Source organism: Candidatus Bipolaricaulis anaerobius (genome assembly GCF_900465355.1).
GTDB lineage: Bacteria > Bipolaricaulota > Bipolaricaulia > Bipolaricaulales > Bipolaricaulaceae > Bipolaricaulis > Bipolaricaulis anaerobius.
Map to the genome: position 1 here is coordinate 850,327 of NZ_LS483254.1, position 21,615 is coordinate 871,941.

The window sequence follows — 21,615 nt, forward strand, 5'->3', positions numbered from 1 at the left end:
GAGGAACGGTCGGCGTGGCCGGCTCAGGGCAATGGCATGAACCGGTGCTGGTCGCGGAAGTGGTGCGCTTCCTTGCCCCCGCCCCGGCGGCGCTCATCGTGGACGCGACGGTCGGGACCGGGGGGCATGCGGAAGCTCTCCTCGCCCGAGGGGCGAGGGTGATCGGCATCGACCAGGATCCCGCAGCCCTCGACCGGGCCCGGGAGAGGCTGAGGCCGTACACGGATCGGGTTCAACTCCTCCCCGGGAACTTCCGCGATCTCCCCGCGCTCGTCCCGCCCGTTCCCCGAGTGGACGGGGTCCTGTTCGACCTCGGCGCATCATCGCTCCAGTTCGACTCCCCGGAGCGCGGGTTCTCCTTCCTGGCCGCCGGGCCATTGGACATGCGGATGGATCCCACCGCCCCTGTCACGGCCGCCGACCTCGTCAATCGCCTCCCGGAGGCGGAACTGGCCCGCATCCTCTGGGAGTACGGCGAGGAGCGGTACGCGCGGCGGATCGCGCGGGCGATCGTCCAGCAGCGGCCCCTTCGCACCACCACCGAGCTCGCCCGTCTCGTGGCGTGCCTCTACCCCCCCGGTCGCCACCGCATCCACCCCGCGACGCGGACGTTCCAGGCGCTGCGGATCGCGGTGAACGACGAGCTGGGGGCGCTCGAGGCGGGTCTCGCCGGGGCGGTGCGTCTTCTCGCCCCGGGCGGGGTTCTGTGTGTGATCTCGTTTCAGTCGCTTGAAGACCGGATCGTGAAGCACTTCCTCCGGCGGGAGGCCCTCACCGGGCGGCTGGAGGTCCTCACCAAGAAGCCGCTTCGGCCGGGGGAGGATGAGGTGGGCCGCAATCCTCGTGCCCGGTCGGCCAAGCTCCGCGCGGCGCGGGTGCGCGAGGTGGGCCCAGGCTTGGTCAGCTGTCCGTGATCGGGGCGGCGGCCCGTCCTACCCTCAGGGTGTGCGTCGGTCCAGGGCCAGAGTTCCGCACCCTCGGGAACGGGGTCGCCTTCGTAGCCCCGCCGGGGGAGGTGTGGTCCTCGTCATCGCGGTAGGGGCGCTCGTAGCGGGGCTTCTGTTCCTCTACCTGTGGCAAGGGGCGGTCCTGTCCGAGCTCCGGGCACAGCGGGCGCAGATCCTCCTCGAGCTCGAGGAGGTCGAGCGGGTGCGGCTCGACCTCGCCTACCAGGTGGACCGCGCCTACTCCCTGGACGAGGTCGCCCTCCGCGCCCGGGCGCTGGGGATGGTCCCGTTCGACGAGGAGCGCACCCGGTACCTCGTCCTCGAGGGGGGCAGCCATTAACCGCGCGGAGGCAGCGTTCCTCGTCCTCGGGCTGGGGGGGCTGGTCGTGGTCGGTCGCCTCGTCCAGCTCCAGGTGGTGGAACACGACCACTGGGCGACCGTGGCCCAACAGATCCAAGAGGACGTGCTCGAGATCCCCGCTCAGCGCGGCCCGATCTACGATCGAAACGGTGTTCCCCTCGCCTACGACGTCCCCGCCTACGAGATCGCGCTCGATGGCTACCTCCTCACCAAGCCCGAACTCCTGATCAGCCTCCTCGTCCGCGAGCTCGGGATGTCCTCGGAAGAGGCGAAGGACAAGGTGTACCGCACGGCGTACTTCACCTGGCTCGCGCGGGGGGTGGACTACGAGGTCGGGCAGAGGATCCGGGCCCAGGCGGAGAGTCTGGGGATCAAGGGCCTTCTCTTCTTCGACTCCTGGAAGCGGGCCTACCCGCAGGGGCCGTTGGCCCTGGCCGTGCTCGGGGTGGTGGGGGTGGATGGGAACGGGCTTGCCGGGATGGAACTCCTCTTCGACGAGGAGCTATCGGGCCGGCCGCGGCGGATGCGCCTCCTCCGCGGTCCTGGTGGGCAGATCTACGACCTATGGGAAGAGGATCCCGGCGCAGCGGGGAAGCCCCTTCACCTCACCCTCGATGCGCGCATCCAGTGGGTTTGCGAGCGGGAGGTCGCGCGCGGCATGGGGACGTACCCGGGGGCCGAGCGCGGGTTTGCCCTGGTGATGGACCCCGGCACGGGCGAGGTCCTCGCCCTCGCCCATGGCCCGGCGGTGGACCCGGCGCGCCCCGATCCGGCGCTCCTCCATCCGTGGTCGGTCACGCACGTGTTCGAGCCGGGGTCCGTGTTCAAGGCCCTCGTCGGCCTCGCAGCGTTCGACCAAGGCGTGACCGCCCCCGAGGAGTCCTTCTCCGGCGACTCGCCGATCCTCGTCCAAGGGGCCGCAGTGCAGAACGCCCGCGGGAAGAGCTACGGGACGATCACGTTCCGTCGGGCGATGGCGCAGTCCGTGAACACCGTGCTCGTCCAGGTGGCCCAGAGGCTGGGGACCGCGCGCACCCACGCCTACCTCGCCCGGATGGGGTTCGGCGAGAAGACGGGGATCGAGCTCCCCGGCGAGGTGAACGGGATCCTCAACCCGCCCGAGAAGTGGACCGAGCTCGACCTGGCCGTGACTTCATTCGGGCAAGGGATCGCCGTGACCGGGATCCAGCTCGGAGCAGCGTTTTCGGCGCTGGCGAACGGGGGGACCCTCTTCCGCCCGCGCCTCCTCCCCGGGCCGGCCGAGGTGCGGGGGCAGGTCGCCTCGCCCGACGCCTGTCGCACGATGCGCGAGGTCCTCCGCTACGCGGTGAACCCCGACCCGAACGGGGATCCCAGCCTCGGCACCGCCGCCGACGTCCCGGGGTTCGGGGTCGCGGGGAAGACGGGCACAGCCGAGATGGCCCTCCCCGGGAGGGGCTACGTCGCTGACCACGTCACAACCGGGATGGCCTCGTTCTTCCCGTGGGACGATCCGCAGTACATGGTCCTCGTCGTGTACCAGACCTCGACCAACCCCGAGTTCTGGAGTGGCTCGACCGCCGTCCCGAGCGTGGGGGAGATCGTGCGGGGGATGGCCCAGCTTGGGATCGTGCGCCCCTACGCCCCGACGACCGCGCTCGGCCGGTCCGGGTAGGTCAGGTAGAGGAGCCCTCCCCACCCATCCACGGCCCGCGCCACCGTCTCCAGCGCCAGCGCGGGCGTGTTGTTCTCCGCGGAGAGGTGGGCGAGGAGGACTTGCTCTAGCCCACTCCCCAGCAGGCGGATCGTCCGGCCGGTTTCCTCGTTCGCGAGATGCCCCTCCGGGCCGAGGATCCGTAGCTTCAGGGGCCACGGGTAGGGCCCGGCGAGGAGGAGGGGGACGTCGTGGTTTGCCTCCAGGGCCACCGTCTGGCACGTCGAAAGCGCGGAGAGAACGGTGTCCGTAATCTGCCCGAGGTCGGTGGCGATCCCGATCCGCGACCCGTTCGCCTCCAGCCTGAGCCCAACCGGCTCCCGCGCGTCATGGGGGATTGGGAACGGGAAGATGTGGATCCCCTCAAGCTCGATCCCTGGCCCGAGCGCGGTCCCCTCGATCCCCAGGGCCCGCAACGTGCCCGTGCTCGCCGCCACCCGCACCCCGCGCCGGAGGAGGGGATCGAGGCCCCGCACGTGATCCGCATGCTCGTGGGTGAGGAGGACCCACTTCAGCCCTGCGAGGCTCATCCCCGCCCGCGCGGAGCGGGCCTCGATCTCCCGCCAGGGGAGCCCAGCATCCACGAGAAGCGCCCCCCGGGGCCCCTCCACGAGGAGGACGTTCCCCGCGGATCCGCTTCCCAGCGCGCAGATTCTCAACCCTGGCTGCGCCCGTGCAGCGCGTCGAGGAGCTCGATCGGAACAGGGAACACGATCGTGGTCGCGTTCTCGGTGGAGATCTCCGACAGGGTCTGAAGATACCTGAGTTGAAGCGCCCCCGGGGCCTCGAGCATGATCGCCGCCGCCTCCCGCAGCTTCTCCGCAGCCTGGAACTCCCCTTCGGCGTTGATGACCTTGCTCCGCCGCTCCCGCTCCGCCTCCGCCTGCCGGGCAATCGCCCGCTGCATCTCGGTTGGGATCTTCACGTCCTTCACCTCGACCGTGCTCACCTTGATCCCCCACGGATCGGTGTGCTCGTCAATGATCTGTTGGAGCTCACGGTTCACCTTGTCCCGTTCGGAGAGGATGTCGTCCAGCTCTACCCTCCCGAGCACAGAACGGAGCGTGGTCATCGAGATCTGGCGGGTGGCCTCGATGAAGTCGAGGACCTCCACCACTGCCGCCTGGGGGTCCAGCACGCGGAAGTACACCACCGCGTTCACGCTGACGGGGACGTTGTCGCGGGTGATCACCTCCTGGGGCGGCACGTCGAGGGTGATCGTGCGCAGGTCCACCTTCACCATCTTGTCCACGATGGGAATGATGAGGAACAGCCCTGGCCCCTTCGCCCCGACGAGGCGGCCTAGGCGGAAGATGACCCCCCGCTCGTACTCCCGAACGACCTTGATCGCGCTAATTAGGAACAGCACGATCACCGCGATGATAATCCCTAGCGCCATGTTCATGATCCCCCCCTTGTCGCTCCCCGTGCGAAGAGCGCTGCTACGAGCCAGACAGCGAGGGTGACGATGAGCCCTCCCCGTCCCCGATTCCTTCCTTGCATACGGCATGATAGAGCCATAGGATGGGCTCTGTCAATCGCGAAAGGAGGGGAACGTGCGGACCCCGCTCGTGGCTGCGAACTGGAAGATGCACAAGACGATCCCCGAAGCGCGGGCCTATCTGGAGCGCCTGCTCGAGCTTGTGGGCCGCGAGGCTGGGGTGGAGGTGGTCGTGATCCCGTCCTTCACCTCCCTCCCCGCCGCCGCGGAGCTCCTCGCCGGGACGCCGCTCGGCCTCGGCGCGCAGGATGCCTATCCTGAACCTGCCGGCGCCTATACGGGCGAGGTGTCGGTGACCCAGGTGGCCGACGTCGGGGTCCACTACGTTTTGTGTGGGCACTCCGAGCGAAGGAACCTCTTCGGGGAGGGCGACGAACTTGTGGGCCGGAAGGTGCAGGCCGTGGTCGCCCATGGAATCACGCCGATCCTGTGCGTGGGGGAGACCCTGGACGAGCGCCGTGCCGGGGGGGTGTGGAAGGTCGTGGAGCGACAGCTGGAGAGAGGCGTCGCCGGGCTAAACGACAATCCGCGAGGGCTCGTGATCGCCTACGAGCCGGTGTGGGCAATCGGGACTGGCGTGGCGGCGCAGCCGTCCGATGCCCAAGCGATGGCGGCGCGGATCCGGGTCTGGCTCCGGAAGCGGTTTGGAGCTCGTGGCGATCGGGTCCGCATCCAGTACGGAGGATCCGTTAACACGGACAACGCGGGGGGGTTCCTCTCCCTCCCTGACGTGGACGGAGCCCTCGTGGGTGGGGCGTCCCTCGACCCCGACACATTCTGGGCGATCGCCCGCTCCGCCCACCGCTGAGCGGGAGCCACACCGCAGAGGCCATCACGGCCGTTCCCGATGGCTTCCCAACGGGATTCAGATCCCCCCGGCCCAGCTCCCCGGGGAGACCCGTCCTAACCACTCATCCAGGCTGCACCGGGTAGAGTCCCAGGACGTGGTGTAGATCCGGTGGCGTGAGGGCGGTGTGCCGTGCAGGTGGGCACGGCGGCCTTGACGAGAAGGCCACCGGAGGATTCCTTTGGAGCTATCTCAGTTTAGAAGGAGGAACCCAACCGATGGCCGATGTGAGGATCGCGCTTAGGGAGCTTCTGCGCAAGTACCGGGGCGACACGGAGGTGGACGCCCTCAACGAGGGCCTCGCCCTCCTCGTCCAGGAGCTGATGGAGGCGGAGGTGAAGGAGAAGACCCCCGGCCGAGCGGTACGAGCGAACGAAGAGCCGGCGAACGTACCGCAACGGGTACCGCCCAAGACGGTGGGACACTCGGGTGGGGTCGGTGACGCTCCGGATCCCCAAGGTCCGGCACGGGAGCTACTTCCCGGCCTTGCTTGAGCCCCGGCGGAGGACGGAGAAGGCACTGCTCTCGGTGGTCCAGGAGGCGTACGTCCACGGGGTGAGCACGCGGAAGGTGGACGACCTCGTCCGGGCCCTCGGGATCGACGGGATCTCCCGGAGCAAGGTGTCCAGGATCTGTGCCGCCCTCGACAAGCGGATGGAGGCGTTCCGCAACCGTCCCTTGACCGGGGAGTCCCCGTACGTGTGGTTGGATGCAACGGTGGTCAAGGTCCGGGAAGGGGGCCGGGTGGTGAACATGGCGGCGGTGGTCGCCGTGGGAGTGACCTCGACCGGAGAGCGAGAGGTCCTGGGGTTCGACGTGGGGGCTGCGGAGAGCTACGGGTTCTGGGTGTCGTTCCTGCGGGGACTCGCCAGCCAGGGACTCGCTGGGGTGAAGCTCGTGATCTCCGATGCGCACGTCGGCCTCAGGCAAGCCTTGTCCGAGGTTTTGGCGGGGGCCTCTTGGCAGCGGTGCCGGGTGCACTTCATGCGGAACCTGTTGGGGCTGGTCCCGCGGGGAGCGCAGCCACTGGTCGGGGCATGGGTGCGAACGATCTTCGCTCAGCCCGACCAAGAGGCAGCGCGGGAGCAGCTGGAGCTGGCCGGGAGTCTCGAGGGGAAGTACCCCAAGGCGGCGGATCTGCTCCGGGAGGCGGGGGAGGACGTGATCACGCACATGGCGTTCCCCCAGGCGCACTGGCGGAGGATCCACTCGACGAACGTCCTTGAACGGTTGCACCGCGAGATCAAGAGGAGATGCAACGTCGTGGGGATCTTCCCGAACGCACGGTCGACGCTCCGGCTGATCGGGGCGGTGCTAGAGGAGCAACAGGACGAGTGGCTGGCCGTGCGCCGCTACTTCAGCCTGGGGTCGATGGCGGTTCGCTACCGGGGCTCCCCGAAGGACCCGGAAGTCCCCGCTCTGGAGGTCCCGAAGGAGGTGATCGCCGTCTAGCTCGTCACTACCGACGAGGAACCCAATCTCCACCACTTGACGGGACGTGACCCTACTCCTCGTGGTTGAACCTGATCGAGGTATTGTTCAACCTGGTACAGGCAAAGGTCCTGTGCCGGGGATGTTTCCATCTAAGGAGACGTTAGTCAAGAAGACCCTGGAGTACATCGACCAGTTCAACCAGGAGGGGAACTTCTTCCAGTGGACCAAGCCGGCGGAGGTCGTCTCCCGTTTAATCATCCGACGCGATACTAGCCTTCTTGTTCCTCTAGCACTAGCGTCCAGATGCGCTTGAGCGGTAGCTCGGACTGGATCTCTGGGCTCAGTCTTTCATATGTACGGTAGATGGCTTGGACGAGGTCCGACTGGTCCCATAGCGAGATCGAGAACGCATGTTGCCGTGCCTCGCGCAGCGCTTCAGTGGTGAACCCACTCCACGAGACGAGGAGCCCCTGGGTCGCCCTGAAGCTCGACATCGTCCCCTGCAGGGCACGCAAGACGGTGACGCCGGTGGGCTCTTCCGTTGCCTTGACCTGGACACACAGCACGGGCTGGTCGAGCCCAAGTGGCCCACGCCCAGCCAGGATGTCCACTCCTCGGTCAGGCCCTGGGGGGGACACGGTACCTTTGAACCCTTCTGCCTCCAGAATGGCGGCGACGAGCCGCGTCATGTCGTGACCGGTGAAGTGCTTGCGCACGTAGGCGATAATCTGGTCGTGGGCAGCCTGAGCGATGTCCAGGATTGGCGCTTCCTCGTCCGTCGGGAATTTCCCCTCGGCAACCAACCCGGGGTCCGCCTTCCCCGCGAGCACAGCCGCCACCCTTGCTTCCGCATCATTGCGACTGATCCGGCACACGGTCATGAACGCACGGAATGAGTAGAGAAGGTCTTGTCCGAAGGCCGATCGGGGCACCGTGCGCTCCCAGCTGACCTGCCGGATGTGGCGCATTTCTTCACCGAGCCTCCGATATTCGTACGGTCCCTGAACACGACCAAGCGCGATCTGCCCGGGGCGAGTTTTGCGCGGCAGGACGACGATATCGCCCACCGTCATCTCTTCCCGAAATGCCCACAGCTGCCGGGCCAGGTTCGCGGCTCGGTGGATCGAGGCTTCTGGATCGGCTGCCTGCAGTGTGGCTACCAGGTCCTCCAGCGTCCGGAACTCGTTGAGGTCGCCCACGTCCCGAAAGCCAATGATCGCCAGGCCTTCCGAAAGAGCCATCTCCTCGTCCTCTCCGTGGACCCCTGCACGAGCTAACCACACCGGCCTCGCTGTCAATTCCTTCGCCATAGCTCCTCTCTCCCCTTATGATACAACGCGAACGTGGGCGAAGGCCTGTCTTACCCCCTATTAGCCGCCAATTCTTCGTCGGCTGCCCCGTTTTGGGGGCAGCGCTTTAGTTTTAGTGTTCCATGAGGTCATAGCATGGCTTCACTGTTGGGGCTTCTTGGCTTGGGTGATGCTGGAACTAGCCACGCTGATCGTGGGTACGCGACGCCAGGTCACGTCCCGTCAAGTGGTGGAGATTGGGTTCCTCGTCGGTTGTGACGAGCTAGACGGCGATCACCTCCTTCGGGACCTCCAGAACAAGGACTTCGAGCTCCTCTGGGGAGCTCCCGTAGAGGGCGGCACAGATCCTGGACACCTCGCTCCGGGAGATCCCGTCGATCCCGAGGGCCCGGACAATGTCGTCCACCTTCCGCGTGCTCACCCCGTGGACGTACGCCTCCTGGACCACCGAGAGCAGTGCCTCCTCCATCTACACCACGTCCTGGGACTCTACCCCGTTTTTGCCTTTCAGAATAGGTTATGGGAGAAGATGATCTCGCCGGCGCGGAGCGTGGCCCCAACGGTGAGGTCCGGGTCCAGGAGGACGAGGTCGGCCGTCGCCCCCACGGCAAGGGCCCCTCTCTCGCCACCGATCCCGAGGACATGCGCTGGGTTCGCGGTGACGAGGGAGAGGGCATCCTCAAGGGGGAGGTTCGCGAACCGGATCGCGTTCCGGATCGCCCGGTCGAGCGTGAGGGCCGACCCGGCGAGGGTCCCATCGGCAAGGCGGACCTCCCCGTGCTGCAGCCGGACCTCCCGGTTCGCGAAGCGCCACCTCCCATCCGGCATCCCCGCAGCGGATGTGGCGTCGGTCACCAAGCACAGCCGGTGGAGGTCCCCCCGCCCGCGGAGGAACTCGACCACAAGGTGGACGAACGCCGGATGGACGTGGACCCCGTCGCAGATGAGCTCGAGCGAGGCCGCGGAAAGGAGCGCTGCCCCCACACACCCTGGACCCCGATGGTGAAGCCCACCCATCGCGTTCCCGAGGTGGGTGACATGATGTGCCCCATGGCGAAGAGCGACGGACGCCTGTTCGTACGTGGCGGCGGTGTGGCCGATCGCAGGGACGGCCCCGATCCCTTGGATCTCGGCGACGAGGTCGAGCGCCCCGGGGAGCTCGGGGGCGAACGTGACGACCCTGACCTCGGTCTCGAACCCCGCGACGAGCTTCCGGAACGCCTCCCGACTCGGTGGGAGGAACCCCTCCGGATCGAGGGCGCCCGCCTTCTCCGGGTTGAGGAACGGCCCCTCGAGATGAACCCCCAGGATCCCCGGCACGCCGGCGAGGGCGGCGATCGCCTTCCGCATCCGCTCCACGGGGGCAGACGCGATCGTGGCGAGGAGCCCCGTCGTCCCGTGCCCGGCGTGGAACCGCACGATCGCCTGCGCAGCCTCCGGGTCCCCATCCGCGAAATCGGCTCCCGCCCCACCGTGAACGTGGAGATCGAGGAACCCCGGGGCGAGGTACCGGCCGTCGGCATCGAGCACGCGGGTCCCCGGCGCCTTCACCTCGCCCAGGGCGGCGATCTTCCCCTCGCGGACGAGACAGTCCCCGTCACGGACTCCGGACGGGAAAACGAGCCGCGCCCCCCGGATGAGGAGGCCCGCCCTCGCCATGTCAGCCCCGCCTCAGCCGGGGCGGCGGACGACGAGCCGGGTGTAGTCGCGGACGGAGGCGAACTCCTCCACGGCGAGGGTCGCCCCGATCAGCTCCTCGCGCTCTCGCTCGGGGAGCGCGTCCCCTACGTTGGCCCGGAACTTGGCGAGGAGTTCGGCATCGGAGAGGGGTCGCTCCGGCTCCCCCTTGGCGAAATCCTCCACCCGGCGGAAGCTCCGCCCGTCGGCGAGGGCGATCGTCACGATCGCCCGCTTCACTTTGGGGAACAGGGCGTCGATCTCGGGGTTCTTTACGACCTTAATCTTCCCAAGGAGCTCCCGCACGAGGGGGTCGCCGAGCGCCTCCGCGGTGAAGTCACTGGGGAGGACGTTCCCCTTGGCCAGGGCGACGGCGATGCAGTAGGGGAGGGAATGATCCGCCGTCTCCTTCGTCGTAGGATGGTACTTCTCCGGGTCGGAGAGGATGTCCGCCCCGCGGGCCGTCGTCTCCACGAGCACGGAGGCCACCGCGCGCGGTTCGATGGCGTGTTCGGCGCGCAGGGCCAACACGGCGGTGATCGGCTGGTGGGTAAGGGCCTCGGTGGGAAACGCCTTGTAGGCGCACTCGGTGATGAGGAACTTCTGCCCGAGGCCGGAAACGAGCGCCTCCGGGTCCCACTTCACAGTGTGAAGGACCTGGAACAGGCCCTCCTTGCCCTCGAACACCTCCCCTGGACCGGTGTACCCCTCCGCGGCCAGGAGCGCTGCCCGCACCCCGGCCTCCACGGCCAGCGGGTCCGCCGCGTTCTTCATGTTCGTAAGCTTGCCCGCCACGACTCCCCCGAGGGTGAAGTGGCTCGACCCGGAGATCCCCACCGCAGCCACGAGCTCGTCCAGGGAGAGGCCGAGCATCCTCCCCGCGACAAGGGGGCTAGCGAACTGGGTCAGGCTGGCGTGGTGCCACCCCACCTCGCGGATCCCGGGGTGGGCAGCGAGGCAGAGCCGCATCTCGAGCTCGTAGGCGAGGACAATCCCCACGAGGAGGTCCTTCCCAGTGAGGCCGCGCACCTCAGCCGGGGCCAGCGCGGCGGGGATGAGGTCCGAGGGGTGGGACGGGTCCTGCTTCCAGTAGATGTCGTTGTAGTCGAGGGCCCGAATGAGGAGGGAGTTCATGAGCGCGGCGAGGGGGAGGTTGGTACGGGTCCCGTAGCCAAGGACGGTCGCCTGGCCCGCCCCCCCGAGCTTTCCCACGTAGCGATGGGCGGCCTCCGTGTCCGGGAGGCCTTGGGCGGCGAGCGCACACCCGATCGAATCGAGGAGGAACCGCTTCGCCTCCGAGCGCGCTGCGGCGGGGATGTCCCCGTAGCGGAGCTCACGAGCGAACCGGGCCAGCTGGCGGCTGATCGTGTCCATGATCCCTCCTACTGGGAAGCGGCGGCGATCGCTTCGGCCATCGCGTCGGTGGAGGACGTCCCGCCCATGTCGTAGGTGCGCACCTTCCCCTCGGCGAGGACCCGCGCCACGGCCCGCTCGATCCTCGCCGCCCGCTCCCCCTCGCCCAGCCAGTCCAGCATCATCTTCCCGGCGAGGATGGACGCGATCGGATTCACCTTGTGCTGCCCCGTGTACTTGGGGGCCGAACCGTGGGTCGGCTCAAATACCCCGAGCTCGTCCCCGATGTTCCCCGAACAGCCGAACCCAAGCCCGCCCACCATCTGGGCGCACAGGTCGGAGATGATGTCCCCGTAAAGGTTTGGAGCGACGAGGACGTCGTAGTTGAACGGGTTCTTGAGGAGCCACATGCACAGGGCATCGATGTTGGCGTGGTCGAACGCGATCTCGGGGTAGTCGGCCGCTACTGCCCGCGTCACCTCAAGGAACAGGCCGTCCGTGGCCCGCACCACGTTCGCCTTGTGGACCGCGGTGACCTTCTTCCGCCCGTGCGCCCGGGCGAACTCGAACGCGGCGCGAGCGATCCTCTCCGATCCGCGACGGGTGTTGATCTTGCAGGAGATCGCGTACGCGTCGGGCGGGAGGTCCCGGAACGGGGCGAACGGCTTCGCCAGCCTGTTGAGGGTCTGCGCAAGCTCAGTCGGAACGGGCCGGAACTCGACCCCCGCGTAGAGGTCCTCCGTGTTCTCCCGGAACACGACGAGGTCGATCCCCTCCCGGTAGTTGAGGGGGCTCCCGGGGTACGCCTTGCATGGCCTCAGGCACACGTAGAGATCGAACAGTTGGCGCATGCGCACGATCGGCGACCGGTAGGTGAGGCCCTTGCCGCGCAGGGCCGGGGAGAGCTCCGCCTCCGCCTCCGCGGCGGGCTTGGACGTGATCGCCCCGAACAAGGCGGCGTCCACCGTGTGGAGAAGGTTGATCGTTCGCTGCGGGAAAGGATCCCCCTCCTCGCACCAGAACCGCCACCCCACATCGCCAGGGATGTACTCAGCATCGAACCCCACAGCATCGAGGACGAGGCGGGCCGCCCCGAGCACCTCGGGCCCAATGCCATCCCCGGGAAGGTACGCGATTCGGAACTTGGCCATTCATGCCTCCTTGGCGAGTTGGCCCCTCAGGTAGGGGATGAGTCCACCGGCGGCGAGGATCTCCTGCACCACACCGGGGAGGGGCGGGAACGGGTACTCCTTCCCGCGGTGGATGAGCACCCCCCGCTCGGGATCGATCTCCACCCTGTCTCCAGACTGGATCACATCCACCGCGTCCGGGATCTCCAGGACGAGGAGGCCGGAGTTGATCGCGTTGCGGAAGAAGATCCGCGCGAACCCCTTCGCCACCACGGCTCCCACCCCAGCCGCGACGAGGCACGTCGCCGCCTGCTCCCGGGATGAACCGCACCCGAAGTTGCGGCCGCCCACGATCACGTCCCCCGGCTTCACCTCCCGCGCGAACGAGGGGTCAAGGTCCTCCAGGGCGTGCTTCGCCATCTCCGCGGGCTCCATCCGCGCGTAGGTGTACCGCCCGGGGAAGATGACGTCCGTATTCACGTTGTCCCCGTACTTCCAGGCGCGTCCAGCGATCATCTCTCCTCCTCCAGAAGCCGCCGGGGGTCGGTGATCCTCCCGGTCACGGCCGCCGCCGCGGCCACCGCCGGAGAACCAAGGTACAGCTCAGCATCCGGTGACCCCATCCGTCCCTTGAAGTTCCGGTTCGAGGTCGCCAGGCCGACCTCACCGGGGGCGAGGACGCCCTCGTGGGCCCCGAGGCACGGTCCACAGCCGGGGTTGAGGACGAGGGCCCCTGCCTCGGCGAACAGGGCGAGCAGGCCCTCCTCGGCAGCCTGGATCCACACCTCGCGGGATGCGGGTACGATGAGCATCCGCACCCCCTCCGCCACCGGCTGGCCGGCCATCACCTCCGCCGCCAGGCGCAGGTCGTCGATCCGACCGTTCGTGCACGTGCCGATCACCACCTGGTCCACCCTCTTCCCCGCAACCTGCGAGATCGGCACCACATGGTCCACGTCCGGCGGGCACGCCACCTGGGGCTCAAGCCGGCTCACGTCGAACCGGATCGTGTCCTGGTAACGGGCGTCGGGATCGGGGTAGACGGGGGTGAAGGTACGGTCGGTGCGCGCCGCGAGGTAGCCAAACGTGATCTCATCCGGGGCGAAGAACGCGTTCTTGGCCCCCATCTCCGCGGCCATGTTCGTGATCACCATCCGGTCGGGGACCGTCATCCGCGCGACGAGGGAGCCCGTGAACTCCACGGACTGGTAGAGGGCGCCGTCGGCGCCAAGCTTTCCGATCACGTGGAGGATCACGTCCTTGGCGGTGACGAGCTCGGAAAGGGTTCCATCGAGCTCGATGCGGAGGCTCGTCGGGACCTTGAGCCACAGCTCCCCGGTCGCCCACAGGGCGGCCATCTCCGAGCGGCCGATCCCGGCGGAGAACGCCCCCACCGCGCCGTAGGTCGGGGTATGGGAGTCCGCCCCCAGCACGAGGTCCCCCGGCCCGGCCAACCCCTCCTCCACCACCACCTGGTGGCACACCCCGCGCCCAACGTCGTAGAACCGGATCCCCTGCTCGCGCACGAACTCCCGGATCTCCTTATGGTTCTCGGCGTACTCCACGCTCGCGGCGGGCACGACGTGGTCGAGGATGACCACGAACTTCTCCGGCTCCTTGACCCGCTTCCGGCCGATCTTCCCGAACAGCTTGGCGATCGCCGCCGTGTTGTCGTGGGACATCCCCAGGTCCGGCCGCACGGTCACGATCTGCCCCGGCTCCACCGCAGCGAGGCCTGCCTTCTGGGCGAGGATCTTCTCGGCGAACGTCTTTCCCACCGTGCCTCCTTTACGGAATCGCGTCGAACGTGATGAAATCCGCGTGATGGACCACCGCCCCCTCGGAGGAACGGGGGTAGGGGTCCCCTTCCTTGGAGTGGACCGCGATGATGTGCACCACCTCCGGGGGGAGCCCCGCCGCGTAGGCGAGGGCCGCTCCGGAGAACGGATGGCGGAGGGCCTTCCCCGACCGGGACTTCTGGAACACTCCTCCCACCTCCTCCACCTCGACGAGCTTCCCCACGTCGTGGAGGAGGGCCCCCGCGAGGAGGACGTCCCGGTTCAGGGGGACGCGGCCCCCGAACACGTCCTGAAACGTGTCGCAAGCGGCGCGGGCGATCCGCGTCACGGCGCGCACGTGCTCGACGTAGCTCACCCCCGACGCCTTGAGGAGGGTGAACGGGATCCGCACCATGTCTTCCGGCTCCCATCCCCCCTCGGCGAGGGCACGGGTGTAGGTGGCGAGCACCCCCTCCCGCAGGGCTCGATCCTCGATCCACCCCACCTCCGGCAGGAGCCTTTGCAGTTCATCGGTCATTGCCATCCCTCCACCTTCCGCACCACGTCGATCACCGTTCCATCGCGCCACTGAATCACGCCCACAACCTCGTCCCCGAACAGGGGCTTCTTCCCCGCCCCCACGAGTCGCTCCGCTTCCTCCTTCATCTCGGTGAGGGTTCGCACGGGGAGCCCTGCCCGGCGGAGGTCGGCGGCGAGGTCGGCCCGACGGGGGTTCACGGCGATCCCGCGCTCGGTGACCACGAGGTCGATCACCTCCCCCGGGGTGGTGACGGTGGTCACCTGGTCCCGGATCATCGGCACCCGCCCCCGCAGGGTGGGGAGGGTGATCACCGTCACCCCCGCCCCGCTCGCCACGTCCTGGTGCCCCCCGATCCCGTGGAGGAGCTGCCCATCGGAATGGGTGTTCACATTCACGTTGAACTCGAGGTCCACCTCGGTCCCCCCCAGGAACGCGAAGTCGAGCATGTAGGTGGCACACCCAAGCGAGTTGTAGTCCGCGTAGAACCCAGGGGTCATCGGCTGATGGCGGGGGTGCGTGCGGTGGGAGGCGATCGCCTCCTCGTCGAACGCCTGCCCATCGAGGATCGTCCCCACGAGGCCCTCGTTGAGCATCGCCACGAGGTAGCGCGTTGTCCCGCCGATCGCGAACGCGGCCCGGACTCCGGTCGCCCTCATCCGGCGGGTGAGGAGCTCGAGGGCGGCGAGCGAGATCCCCCCCGCGCCGGCTTGGAACCCCATCCCGTTCCGCACCAGTCCTGCCGCTTCCACCGCCCGCACCGCGAGGTCGGCGATCTTGAGCTGGGTTGGGGAGCGGGTGATGCGGAGGGTGCCCGTGACGATTCCCGCCGGATCGCCCACCTGATCGACCACCACCACCTGGTCCACGTACCCCTGTTCGATCGTGGGCGGGACGGCGGGGTAGGGGGCGAGATGGTCGGTGACGACCACCGCGTGATCGGCGCACCAGGAATCGATGACCGAGAACGAGATCGGGCCGCAGGCGTGAGGACCGTTGATCCCATTCGCGTTCCCGTAGGGGTCGGCCTCGGAGGCGGCGATGAACGCGACGTCGATCCCCACCTCACCGCACGCCACCGCCCGCCAGCGGCCGCCGTGGGAACGGAGGATCGGGGGTTCACGCAGCTTCCCGCCCTGCGAGACGAACGCCCCGATCGGGCCGTTCAGCGAGCCCTCGATCCGGGTGAGGACCCCCTCCTGGATGTAGCGGACGAGGGGCTCGTGGCAGGGGAAGAGGGCGGTGGCGAACAGCCTCAGGTCCCCGATCCCCAGCTGGGTACAGGCATCGACGACCTGGAGGACGAGCCGGTCCCCATCGCGGAAGCAGTGGTGGAAGGAGATCGTCATCCCATCGCGGAGGCCAGAGCGGCGGATGGCCTCCTCCAGGGACGGGGCGACCTTGTCCGCCCCGGGGCGGATCGTCTTCAGCGGCCCCCCGGCCCGACGGCCCGCGGGGACGGTGACGAACGCCCCTTGATACGGCCGCAGCGGCCGCCCGCCCAGCTCCTCCGGGATCTCCCGTCCGAGTGCGTTAGTCGGCATCGTTCCCCTCCCCGACCTGGGCGAGGATCCTCTTCGCCCGCTCGAGCACCGGGCGATCGATCATCCGCCCCTGGTAGGCGATCACCCCGCGCCCCTCCTTCGCAGCGACCGCCGCCGCTTCCACCGCCCCGCGCGCCCACGCCACTTCCTCGGCGCTGGGGGCGAACGCCCCGTGGACGGTCCCGATCTGGAGGGGATGGATGACCCCCTTCCCGTCGAACCCGAGGTCCCGCGCCCGTTGCGCCTCCTCACGGAGCCCCGCCTCGTCCTCCACGTTCGGGTACACGGTGTCCGATGCCTGGACCCCGGATGCCTTGGCGGAAGCGACGAGCTGGGAGCGCGCCCAGAGGAGGGTCTCCCACGACCGCCGCGCCCCCACCTCGCGCGTGTAGTCCTCGGCGCCGAACGCGAGGCAGGCCACCCGCTCCGAAGCCCGGGCGATGTCCGCGGCAGTGAGCACCCCCCGCGGCGACTCGATGATCGGCATAATCCACAACGGCCACGGGACGGAGTACGCCGCCTCGAGCGAGGTAAGGAGGTCGGCGAGCGCGAGCACCTGGGCTGGGTCCTCGGCCTTGGGGAGGCAGATCCCGTGAGGGCGACTCCCCACGACGAGGGCGAGGTCATCCGCTCCCCCTGCGTCGAGGGGGTTGATGCGGACCCACAGCTCCGTTCGCCCGAAGTCCATCGTGGCGAGGACCCGGCGCACGAGGAACCGGGCGCTGTCCTTCTCGGGGAGGGCCACGGCGTCCTCCAGGTCGAGGAGGAGGCAATCCGGCCCGAATGAGTCCGCAAACGCGAGCAGCCGCGCTCCTCCGCCGGGCACGTAGAGGCGGCTCCGCCGGAGTCGGGAGCGGGATGTGGGCGTGCGGTCCACGACCGGGAGGGAAGACCGGAACGGTTCCTCGCTCCCCAGCGACCGGGCGAGCGCTGCCTCCAGCCGGGCGAGGATGACGTGGTCGTACGCCCCCTCCTCCCCGATCTCCACGTGGGCTCCGTCCACCCCGTACCCACGGAGGGCCTGGCGGATCAACGTTACGACGTGTTCCTCGTACATGGGGCCGGTCCTCGTCCGCACGGAGACCGTGAGGCGACCCGCGGGCCGCACCCGGACGAGAGCATCGGACCGATCCTCCGTTCCCGCGCTCGCTTCTTGAGTGGGACGCATTTCACCTACCTCCCGCTTCCACGCCCGGCCCGGGGGCTCCCCGGGACCGCAACAGGGGAAATGGCACTGCCCCGCGTCCTTCCCCAACCTCAGTCGTTACTAGATTGTACGCCCTCCGGGAACGAGGGGCACGGCGGAGGAAGGGGACACGGGCCACCCTCGCTGGCAGGTGCCGGCCGTTATAATGGCCCAACTTGACGAGGAGGTGGGCGATGGAGAAATGGGAATGCACCGTATGTGGGTGGATCTACGACCCAGCCAAGGGCGATCCGAGCCAGGGCATTTCGCCCGGGACGGCGTTTGAGGATCTCCCCGAGGATTGGCTGTGCCCGGAGTGTGGTGCCCCGAAGGACATGTTCGAGCTCGTGGGCTAATGGCGTTCGTCGTGGTGGGTGGGGGGGTGGCCGGGTTCACCGCGGCCCGCACGGTGCGGTCCCTCGAGCCGGGGGCGGAGATCACGGTCGTCGAGGCCGAACCGGCCCCGTACTACCTGCGCCCTGGGTTGATCGAGGTCCTCGCCGGGCGGAAGACCCTTGCGGAGATCACCCCGTTCCCGCGGGCGTGGTTCGAGCACCGACGGATCGCCTTCCGGTCGGGGGTTGCCGCGGTCCGCCTCGACCCGAGGCCGCACCGGCTGCGCCTCTCCTCGGGCGAAGAGCTCGCCTACGATCGGCTCCTCCTCGCCTGTGGGGCGGAGGCGGTTCAGCCGGAGGTGCCGGGCGTGCACCTTGCGGGCGTGTTCACCCTCCGCTCGGCAGCGGACGCGGAGCGGATCCGGACGAGGGCCGAGGCGGTCGCGGCCGCAGCCGTCATCGGGGGCGGGTGGCTGGGGATCGAAGTCGCCCGCGCCCTGCACGACCTCGGCCTCGCGGTGACGCTCCTCGAGCGAGGGGCGTGGCTCCTCAACCGGCAGCTCGACGAGGGCGCGGCTCGTATCCTGACGGGGATCCTCGCCGACCAGGGGATTGAGGTCCGCGTCCGGGCGGCGTGCGCAGCGGTGCTGGGGACGACGGAGGTGACCGGGGTTCTCCTCGCGGACGGGAGTGAGATCCGTGCCGGGCTCGTGGTCGCCGCGGCCGGGGTTCGACCTCGGATCGCGCTCGCGGCCGAAGCGGGGCTGGCCACCGGCCGGGGGGTGATCGTGGACGATCACCTCTCTACGTCGGACCCCGACGTTTTCGCCGCGGGCGATGTCGCGGAATGGCGAGGCCACGTATACGGGATCGTCCCTGCCGCGCGGGACCAGGGCGAGGTCGCGGCGCGGAACATGGTCCAGCCGCGCTCGGTTCAGTACCCGGGAACCCCCCCCTCGAACAAGCTCAAGGTGGCCGGGGTGGACCTCCTCTGCCTGGGCAATACCCAGCCCCAGGGCGGGGCGCTCCGCGAGATGCGTCACGCCGATCCGGTGGCCGGGCGGTACGTGAAGTTCGTCCTCGGTGAGGATGGGGAGCTCGTCGGCGCGATCCTCCTCGGCGCCGCTGACCTCGCGAGGCCGGTGGAGGAACTCGCCCAGGCCGGGGTCCCCGCCGAGGACGATCTGAAGCTCCTCCTCGCGTCCTAGCGCGGACCGACGGCCCGGCCCATCGGGGGGACGCCCACCCGCGGCCTCCATGGATTCACCACAACCGTGAACGGAGCGCTCCACACGGGCCGGGCAACCTCGTACCCTGACCAAGGAAGGAGGCACGATGAGGAAACAGACGAAGAGGGCAGCGGTGGGCCTGGTGGCCCTGGTAGCGGTAGCGATGGTGACGTTCGCGGTCTTCGCCCAGACCGATTCCGGAACCGCAGTCTCCGAGTCGAAGGGGTTGCTCGCGAGGGTGGCAGCGAACCTGGGGGTGAGCGTGGACGAGCTCGTGGCGGCGTTCACGACCACCCGCCTGGAGATGATTGACGAGGCGCTGGCCGCCGGGGAGATCACCGCGGAGCAGGCCCAGGCGATGAAGGAGCGGATCGAGGCCCGTCAGGCGCTGCGCGACGTGCTCGCCGCGGCGATCGAGGACGGGACAATCACCCGCGATCAGCTGGCCCTCCTCCGCGGGCAGCCGGACCGGGGGCCCTGGAAGATGAGGGACCGGCGGATGGATCGGGACTGCCGGTAGCGGAGGCGCGGGGACAGGGCCGATCAGCCCCCCTGGTTGAGCGCGGCGCGGTAGAGCTCGCAGTACTCCCGCACCATCCGCCGCGTGGAGAAGCGAGGGGCGATGGTCCTGATCGCTTCCTTCATCACCCGCACGAACCGATGAGGGATCTCGTCGGGGCCACGGTCGTAGTAGAGCGGGACCACCTCCCGCTCCAGTAGCTGGTACAGGGCGTCGGCATCGGCGGCGGTGCGGTCGCCGGGGATTCCGTCCCCTCCGAACGCCCACCCGTTCGTCCCGGTGTACCCCTCGGGCCACCACCCATCGAGGATGGATAAGACGGGGACGCCGTTCACGGACGACTTCATCCCGCTCGTCCCGCTCGCCTCGAGCGGTGGGAGGGGGGTGTTGAGCCACACGTCCACCCCCGCCACGAGGTACTTGGCGAGGTGCTGGTCGTACTCCGCCACGAACGCGATCCGGCCGGCGAACCGGGGGTCGAGGGCCAGGCGGTACACCTGCTGGATGAGGCGCTTCCCCTCGAGATCAGCGGGGTGGGCCTTGCCGGAGAAAACGAGCTGCACGGGCCGGAGGGGATCGGCGAGGAGCCGCTGCAACCGGTCAAGGTCGTGGAGGATGAGGGTCGGCCGCTTGTATGCGGTGAACCGGCGGGCGAACCCGACGGTGAGGACGTGTGGATCGAGGAGGGTGCCGGCGGCGATGAGGCTCGCTGCGCTCGTCGTCCCACTCTGCCAGCGGCGGCGAGCCCGGGCGTCGATCTCCGCGATGAGCGCGTTCTTCCGCTCCTCGTGGACCCGCCACAGTTCCTCGTCCGGGATCCCCTCCACCCCCTCCCAGGCCGCGGGGTCGTCGGGCCGCTCCCGCCACGCCGGGCCGAGGTAACGATCGAACAGGGCTTGGACCCGCAATGGCTCGCTCCACGTTGCGAGGTGGACTCCGTTCGTGATGGCGCGGATCGGCACGGCCGTGTCGTCCCACCGCACGCCTGACCACATCCCGCTCGCCACCGCAGCATGACGTCGGCTGACGGCGTTCGTGGTATGGCTCAGGCGCATCGCGAACGCGGTCATGTTGAACCCCGCTCCGGGATCGGCCGGGTCAAGCCCGAGGGCGAGGACACCATCGCGGGGGATCCCGGACCGCTCGCAGTACGGCAGGAGGTACCTCTCGACCAGCGGGAACGGGAAGAGGTCGGTCCCCGCCCGGAGGGGGGTGTGCGTGGTGAACACCGTTGTCCCCCGCACCGTGGAAACGGCCTCCGACCAGCTCATCCCTCCGGCGGTGTGGGCCGCCAACCGTTCCAGAGAGGCGAACGCGGGATGCCCCTCGTTCAGGTGCACAGCCGCCGGGGTCTCCCCCAACGCGCGCAGGGCCTGCATCCCTCCGATTCCGAGCACGATCTCCTGGCGGAGCCGTTGCTCGATGTCCGCGGTGTACAGATCGTGGGAGATCGCCCGATCCCACGGCTGGTTCTGTGCAAGATCGGTGGTGAGGAGGTAGAGGGGGATCCGCCCGACCATCGTCCGCCATACCCCAATGTAGATTGGGGGATCGAAGAGGGGAACGGGGACGAGGAGCGCGTTCCCCTCCCGGTCGGCGGCGCGACGGAGCGGGTAGGCGGAGGTGTCGAAGGGCTCGCGGATCTCCTCCTGCCACCCATCGTCGCGGAGCCGCTGGCGGACGTAGCCGTGGGAGTAGATGAGCCCCACCCCGACCAGCGGGAGCCCGAGGTCGCTCGCCTCCTTGAGGGTATCCCCGGCGAGGATCCCCAGCCCGCCTGCGTAGACGGGGAGGGAGACGTGAACCCCGAACTCCGCGGAGAAGTAGGCCACCGACCCCGGCGATGCCTCGGGGTGGCCGGGGAACCCGCGCGGCGGGGTCCCGGTCTCGCGGCGAAACTGCTCCATCACCCGGTCGTAGAGGGCAAGGAATGCCGCATCGCCGGCGGCCCTCTCGAGCGCCTCCGGGGAGATCAGGCTCAGGATTCGCACGGGGTTGTGCCCGCTCTCGCGGTACGCCTGGAGGTCGAGGGCCCGCCAGAGCTCCCTCGCCTCGGGGTGCCAGCTCCACCACAGGTTGTAGGCAAGATCGGCCAGGCCGCCGATGCGTGCCGGCAAGTTGGGGATTGGATCGTTCTCCATCTTGAGCTGGATTGTAGCCCCGCCCGCACGAGACCCCCACACCGAGAGTTGTGTTTGTGGGAACTGCACCCTATCATGACGGACCGACGGG

At 68.8% G+C, this 21,615-nt stretch carries 19 protein-coding genes and 2 pseudogenes; 8 read left to right on the forward strand and 13 right to left on the reverse strand.

Going from position 1 to position 21,615, the window contains the following annotated elements:
* Nucleotides 1-14: 14 nt before the first annotated feature.
* The 3 genes from rsmH to BARAN1_RS04205 all read left to right on the forward strand — a co-directional run bounded on the left by rsmH (nucleotide 15) and on the right by BARAN1_RS04205 (nucleotide 2,962).
* Entirely contained in the window at nucleotides 15-914 is a 900-nt protein-coding gene (rsmH, locus tag BARAN1_RS04195; protein WP_122031178.1) for a 16S rRNA (cytosine(1402)-N(4))-methyltransferase RsmH, read from the forward strand.
* A 103-nt stretch (nucleotides 915-1,017) separates the two neighbouring features.
* Nucleotides 1,018-1,287: a hypothetical protein gene (locus BARAN1_RS04200; protein WP_122031180.1), complete on the forward strand. Its 270-nt coding sequence runs from the start codon at nucleotides 1,018-1,020 to the stop codon at nucleotides 1,285-1,287.
* A gap of 46 nt (nucleotides 1,288-1,333) precedes the next feature.
* The gene (locus BARAN1_RS04205; protein ID WP_122031182.1) at nucleotides 1,334-2,962 is read left to right on the forward strand and encodes a peptidoglycan D,D-transpeptidase FtsI family protein; all 1,629 of its coding nucleotides are present in this window, start codon (nucleotides 1,334-1,336) and stop codon (nucleotides 2,960-2,962) included.
* Here BARAN1_RS04205 and BARAN1_RS04210 read toward each other — a convergent pair.
* Both BARAN1_RS04210 and BARAN1_RS04215 read right to left on the reverse strand, forming a co-directional pair.
* Nucleotides 2,926-3,660, reverse strand: a complete 735-nt coding sequence (locus BARAN1_RS04210) for an MBL fold metallo-hydrolase (protein ID WP_122031184.1) — start codon at nucleotides 3,658-3,660, stop codon at nucleotides 2,926-2,928. The two genes, BARAN1_RS04205 and BARAN1_RS04210, sit on opposite strands and share 37 nt — an antisense overlap.
* Complete coding sequence (locus BARAN1_RS04215) at nucleotides 3,657-4,400, reverse strand: slipin family protein (RefSeq protein WP_231944239.1); 744 nt, start codon at nucleotides 4,398-4,400, stop codon at nucleotides 3,657-3,659. Before BARAN1_RS04215 ends, BARAN1_RS04210 begins: the two co-directional genes overlap by 4 nt.
* Before the next feature lie 157 nt (nucleotides 4,401-4,557).
* On the opposite strand from BARAN1_RS04215, the gene tpiA reads away from it, so the two are divergent.
* Complete coding sequence (tpiA, locus tag BARAN1_RS04220; protein ID WP_122031186.1) at nucleotides 4,558-5,310, forward strand: triose-phosphate isomerase; 753 nt, start codon at nucleotides 4,558-4,560, stop codon at nucleotides 5,308-5,310.
* Nucleotides 5,311-5,567: 257 nt separating this feature from the next.
* Nucleotides 5,568-6,851, forward strand: a pseudogene (locus tag BARAN1_RS04225) (IS256 family transposase).
* Between the two features lie 201 nt (nucleotides 6,852-7,052).
* Here the strand turns inward: BARAN1_RS04225 and BARAN1_RS04230 are convergent.
* From BARAN1_RS04230 to BARAN1_RS04275, 10 genes and pseudogenes are all read right to left on the reverse strand, one after another.
* On the reverse strand, nucleotides 7,053-8,024 hold the full coding sequence (locus BARAN1_RS04230; RefSeq protein WP_157959461.1) for a restriction endonuclease: 972 nt from the start codon (nucleotides 8,022-8,024) through the stop codon (nucleotides 7,053-7,055).
* Nucleotides 8,025-8,424: 400 nt separating this feature from the next.
* Nucleotides 8,425-8,559: pseudogene (locus BARAN1_RS04235) on the reverse strand (transposase); the annotation flags it as partial.
* A gap of 41 nt (nucleotides 8,560-8,600) precedes the next feature.
* Nucleotides 8,601-9,752: an N-acetylglucosamine-6-phosphate deacetylase gene (gene nagA, locus BARAN1_RS04240; protein ID WP_122031190.1), complete on the reverse strand. Its 1,152-nt coding sequence runs from the start codon at nucleotides 9,750-9,752 to the stop codon at nucleotides 8,601-8,603.
* 12 nt (nucleotides 9,753-9,764) lie between these two features.
* Entirely contained in the window at nucleotides 9,765-11,144 is a 1,380-nt protein-coding gene (locus BARAN1_RS04245) for an MmgE/PrpD family protein (protein ID WP_122031192.1), read from the reverse strand.
* An 8-nt stretch (nucleotides 11,145-11,152) separates the two neighbouring features.
* Nucleotides 11,153-12,274 carry an isocitrate/isopropylmalate dehydrogenase family protein gene (locus BARAN1_RS04250; RefSeq protein WP_122031194.1) on the reverse strand — a complete coding sequence of 374 codons (1,122 nt, stop codon included), beginning with the start codon at nucleotides 12,272-12,274 and terminating at the stop codon, nucleotides 11,153-11,155.
* On the reverse strand, nucleotides 12,275-12,769 hold the full coding sequence (locus BARAN1_RS04255) for a LeuD/DmdB family oxidoreductase small subunit (RefSeq protein ID WP_122031196.1): 495 nt from the start codon (nucleotides 12,767-12,769) through the stop codon (nucleotides 12,275-12,277).
* Entirely contained in the window at nucleotides 12,766-14,031 is a 1,266-nt protein-coding gene (locus BARAN1_RS04260) for a 3-isopropylmalate dehydratase large subunit (protein ID WP_122031198.1), read from the reverse strand. Before BARAN1_RS04260 ends, BARAN1_RS04255 begins: the two co-directional genes overlap by 4 nt.
* Nucleotides 14,032-14,041: 10 nt before the next feature.
* A complete protein-coding gene (locus BARAN1_RS04265; protein WP_122031200.1) occupies nucleotides 14,042-14,569 on the reverse strand; it encodes an HD domain-containing protein in 528 nt (175 codons plus the stop codon).
* Nucleotides 14,566-16,113 carry a citrate lyase subunit alpha gene (gene citF, locus BARAN1_RS04270; RefSeq protein WP_122031202.1) on the reverse strand — a complete coding sequence of 516 codons (1,548 nt, stop codon included), beginning with the start codon at nucleotides 16,111-16,113 and terminating at the stop codon, nucleotides 14,566-14,568. The genes BARAN1_RS04265 and citF overlap by 4 nt, the downstream gene beginning before the upstream one ends.
* Complete coding sequence (locus tag BARAN1_RS04275; protein WP_157959462.1) at nucleotides 16,103-17,281, reverse strand: aldolase/citrate lyase family protein; 1,179 nt, start codon at nucleotides 17,279-17,281, stop codon at nucleotides 16,103-16,105. Before BARAN1_RS04275 ends, citF begins: the two co-directional genes overlap by 11 nt.
* A gap of 212 nt (nucleotides 17,282-17,493) precedes the next feature.
* Between BARAN1_RS04275 and rd the strand changes: the two genes are divergently transcribed.
* The 3 genes from rd to BARAN1_RS04290 all read left to right on the forward strand — a co-directional run bounded on the left by rd (nucleotide 17,494) and on the right by BARAN1_RS04290 (nucleotide 19,383).
* Nucleotides 17,494-17,655: a rubredoxin gene (rd, locus tag BARAN1_RS04280; protein WP_122031206.1), complete on the forward strand. Its 162-nt coding sequence runs from the start codon at nucleotides 17,494-17,496 to the stop codon at nucleotides 17,653-17,655.
* Nucleotides 17,655-18,842 carry an NAD(P)/FAD-dependent oxidoreductase gene (locus BARAN1_RS04285; protein WP_122031207.1) on the forward strand — a complete coding sequence of 396 codons (1,188 nt, stop codon included), beginning with the start codon at nucleotides 17,655-17,657 and terminating at the stop codon, nucleotides 18,840-18,842. The genes rd and BARAN1_RS04285 overlap by 1 nt, the downstream gene beginning before the upstream one ends.
* Nucleotides 18,843-18,969: 127 nt before the next feature.
* Nucleotides 18,970-19,383 (forward strand): hypothetical protein, encoded by a 414-nt coding sequence (locus BARAN1_RS04290; protein ID WP_122031209.1) that lies wholly within the window; start codon nucleotides 18,970-18,972, stop codon nucleotides 19,381-19,383.
* A gap of 23 nt (nucleotides 19,384-19,406) precedes the next feature.
* On the opposite strand, the gene glgP is transcribed toward BARAN1_RS04290, so the two are convergent.
* The gene (glgP, locus tag BARAN1_RS04295; RefSeq protein WP_122031211.1) at nucleotides 19,407-21,524 is read right to left on the reverse strand and encodes an alpha-glucan family phosphorylase; all 2,118 of its coding nucleotides are present in this window, start codon (nucleotides 21,522-21,524) and stop codon (nucleotides 19,407-19,409) included.
* Between the last annotated feature and the right edge of the window lie 91 nt (nucleotides 21,525-21,615).

Excerpts from the sequence above, each read along its gene's own strand:
- glgP (WP_122031211.1), bottom strand. The coding sequence starts at position 21,524 with ATGGAGAACGATCCAATCCCCAACTTGCCGGCACGCATCGGCGGCCTG.
- nagA (WP_122031190.1), bottom strand. The coding sequence starts at position 9,752 with ATGGCGAGGGCGGGCCTCCTCATCCGGGGGGCGCGGCTCGTTTTCCCG.
- BARAN1_RS04245 (WP_122031192.1), bottom strand. The coding sequence starts at position 11,144 with ATGGACACGATCAGCCGCCAGCTGGCCCGGTTCGCTCGTGAGCTCCGC.
- BARAN1_RS04215 (WP_231944239.1), bottom strand. The coding sequence starts at position 4,400 with ATGGCGCTAGGGATTATCATCGCGGTGATCGTGCTGTTCCTAATTAGC.
- rd (WP_122031206.1), top strand. The coding sequence starts at position 17,494 with ATGGAGAAATGGGAATGCACCGTATGTGGGTGGATCTACGACCCAGCC.
- BARAN1_RS04285 (WP_122031207.1), top strand. The coding sequence starts at position 17,655 with ATGGCGTTCGTCGTGGTGGGTGGGGGGGTGGCCGGGTTCACCGCGGCC.
- BARAN1_RS04290 (WP_122031209.1), top strand. The coding sequence starts at position 18,970 with ATGAGGAAACAGACGAAGAGGGCAGCGGTGGGCCTGGTGGCCCTGGTA.
- BARAN1_RS04255 (WP_122031196.1), bottom strand. The coding sequence starts at position 12,769 with ATGATCGCTGGACGCGCCTGGAAGTACGGGGACAACGTGAATACGGAC.
- BARAN1_RS04275 (WP_157959462.1), bottom strand. The coding sequence starts at position 17,281 with ATGCGTCCCACTCAAGAAGCGAGCGCGGGAACGGAGGATCGGTCCGAT.
- citF (WP_122031202.1), bottom strand. The coding sequence starts at position 16,113 with ATGCCGACTAACGCACTCGGACGGGAGATCCCGGAGGAGCTGGGCGGG.
- BARAN1_RS04265 (WP_122031200.1), bottom strand. The coding sequence starts at position 14,569 with ATGACCGATGAACTGCAAAGGCTCCTGCCGGAGGTGGGGTGGATCGAG.
- BARAN1_RS04250 (WP_122031194.1), bottom strand. The coding sequence starts at position 12,274 with ATGGCCAAGTTCCGAATCGCGTACCTTCCCGGGGATGGCATTGGGCCC.
- BARAN1_RS04230 (WP_157959461.1), bottom strand. The coding sequence starts at position 8,024 with ATGGCTCTTTCGGAAGGCCTGGCGATCATTGGCTTTCGGGACGTGGGC.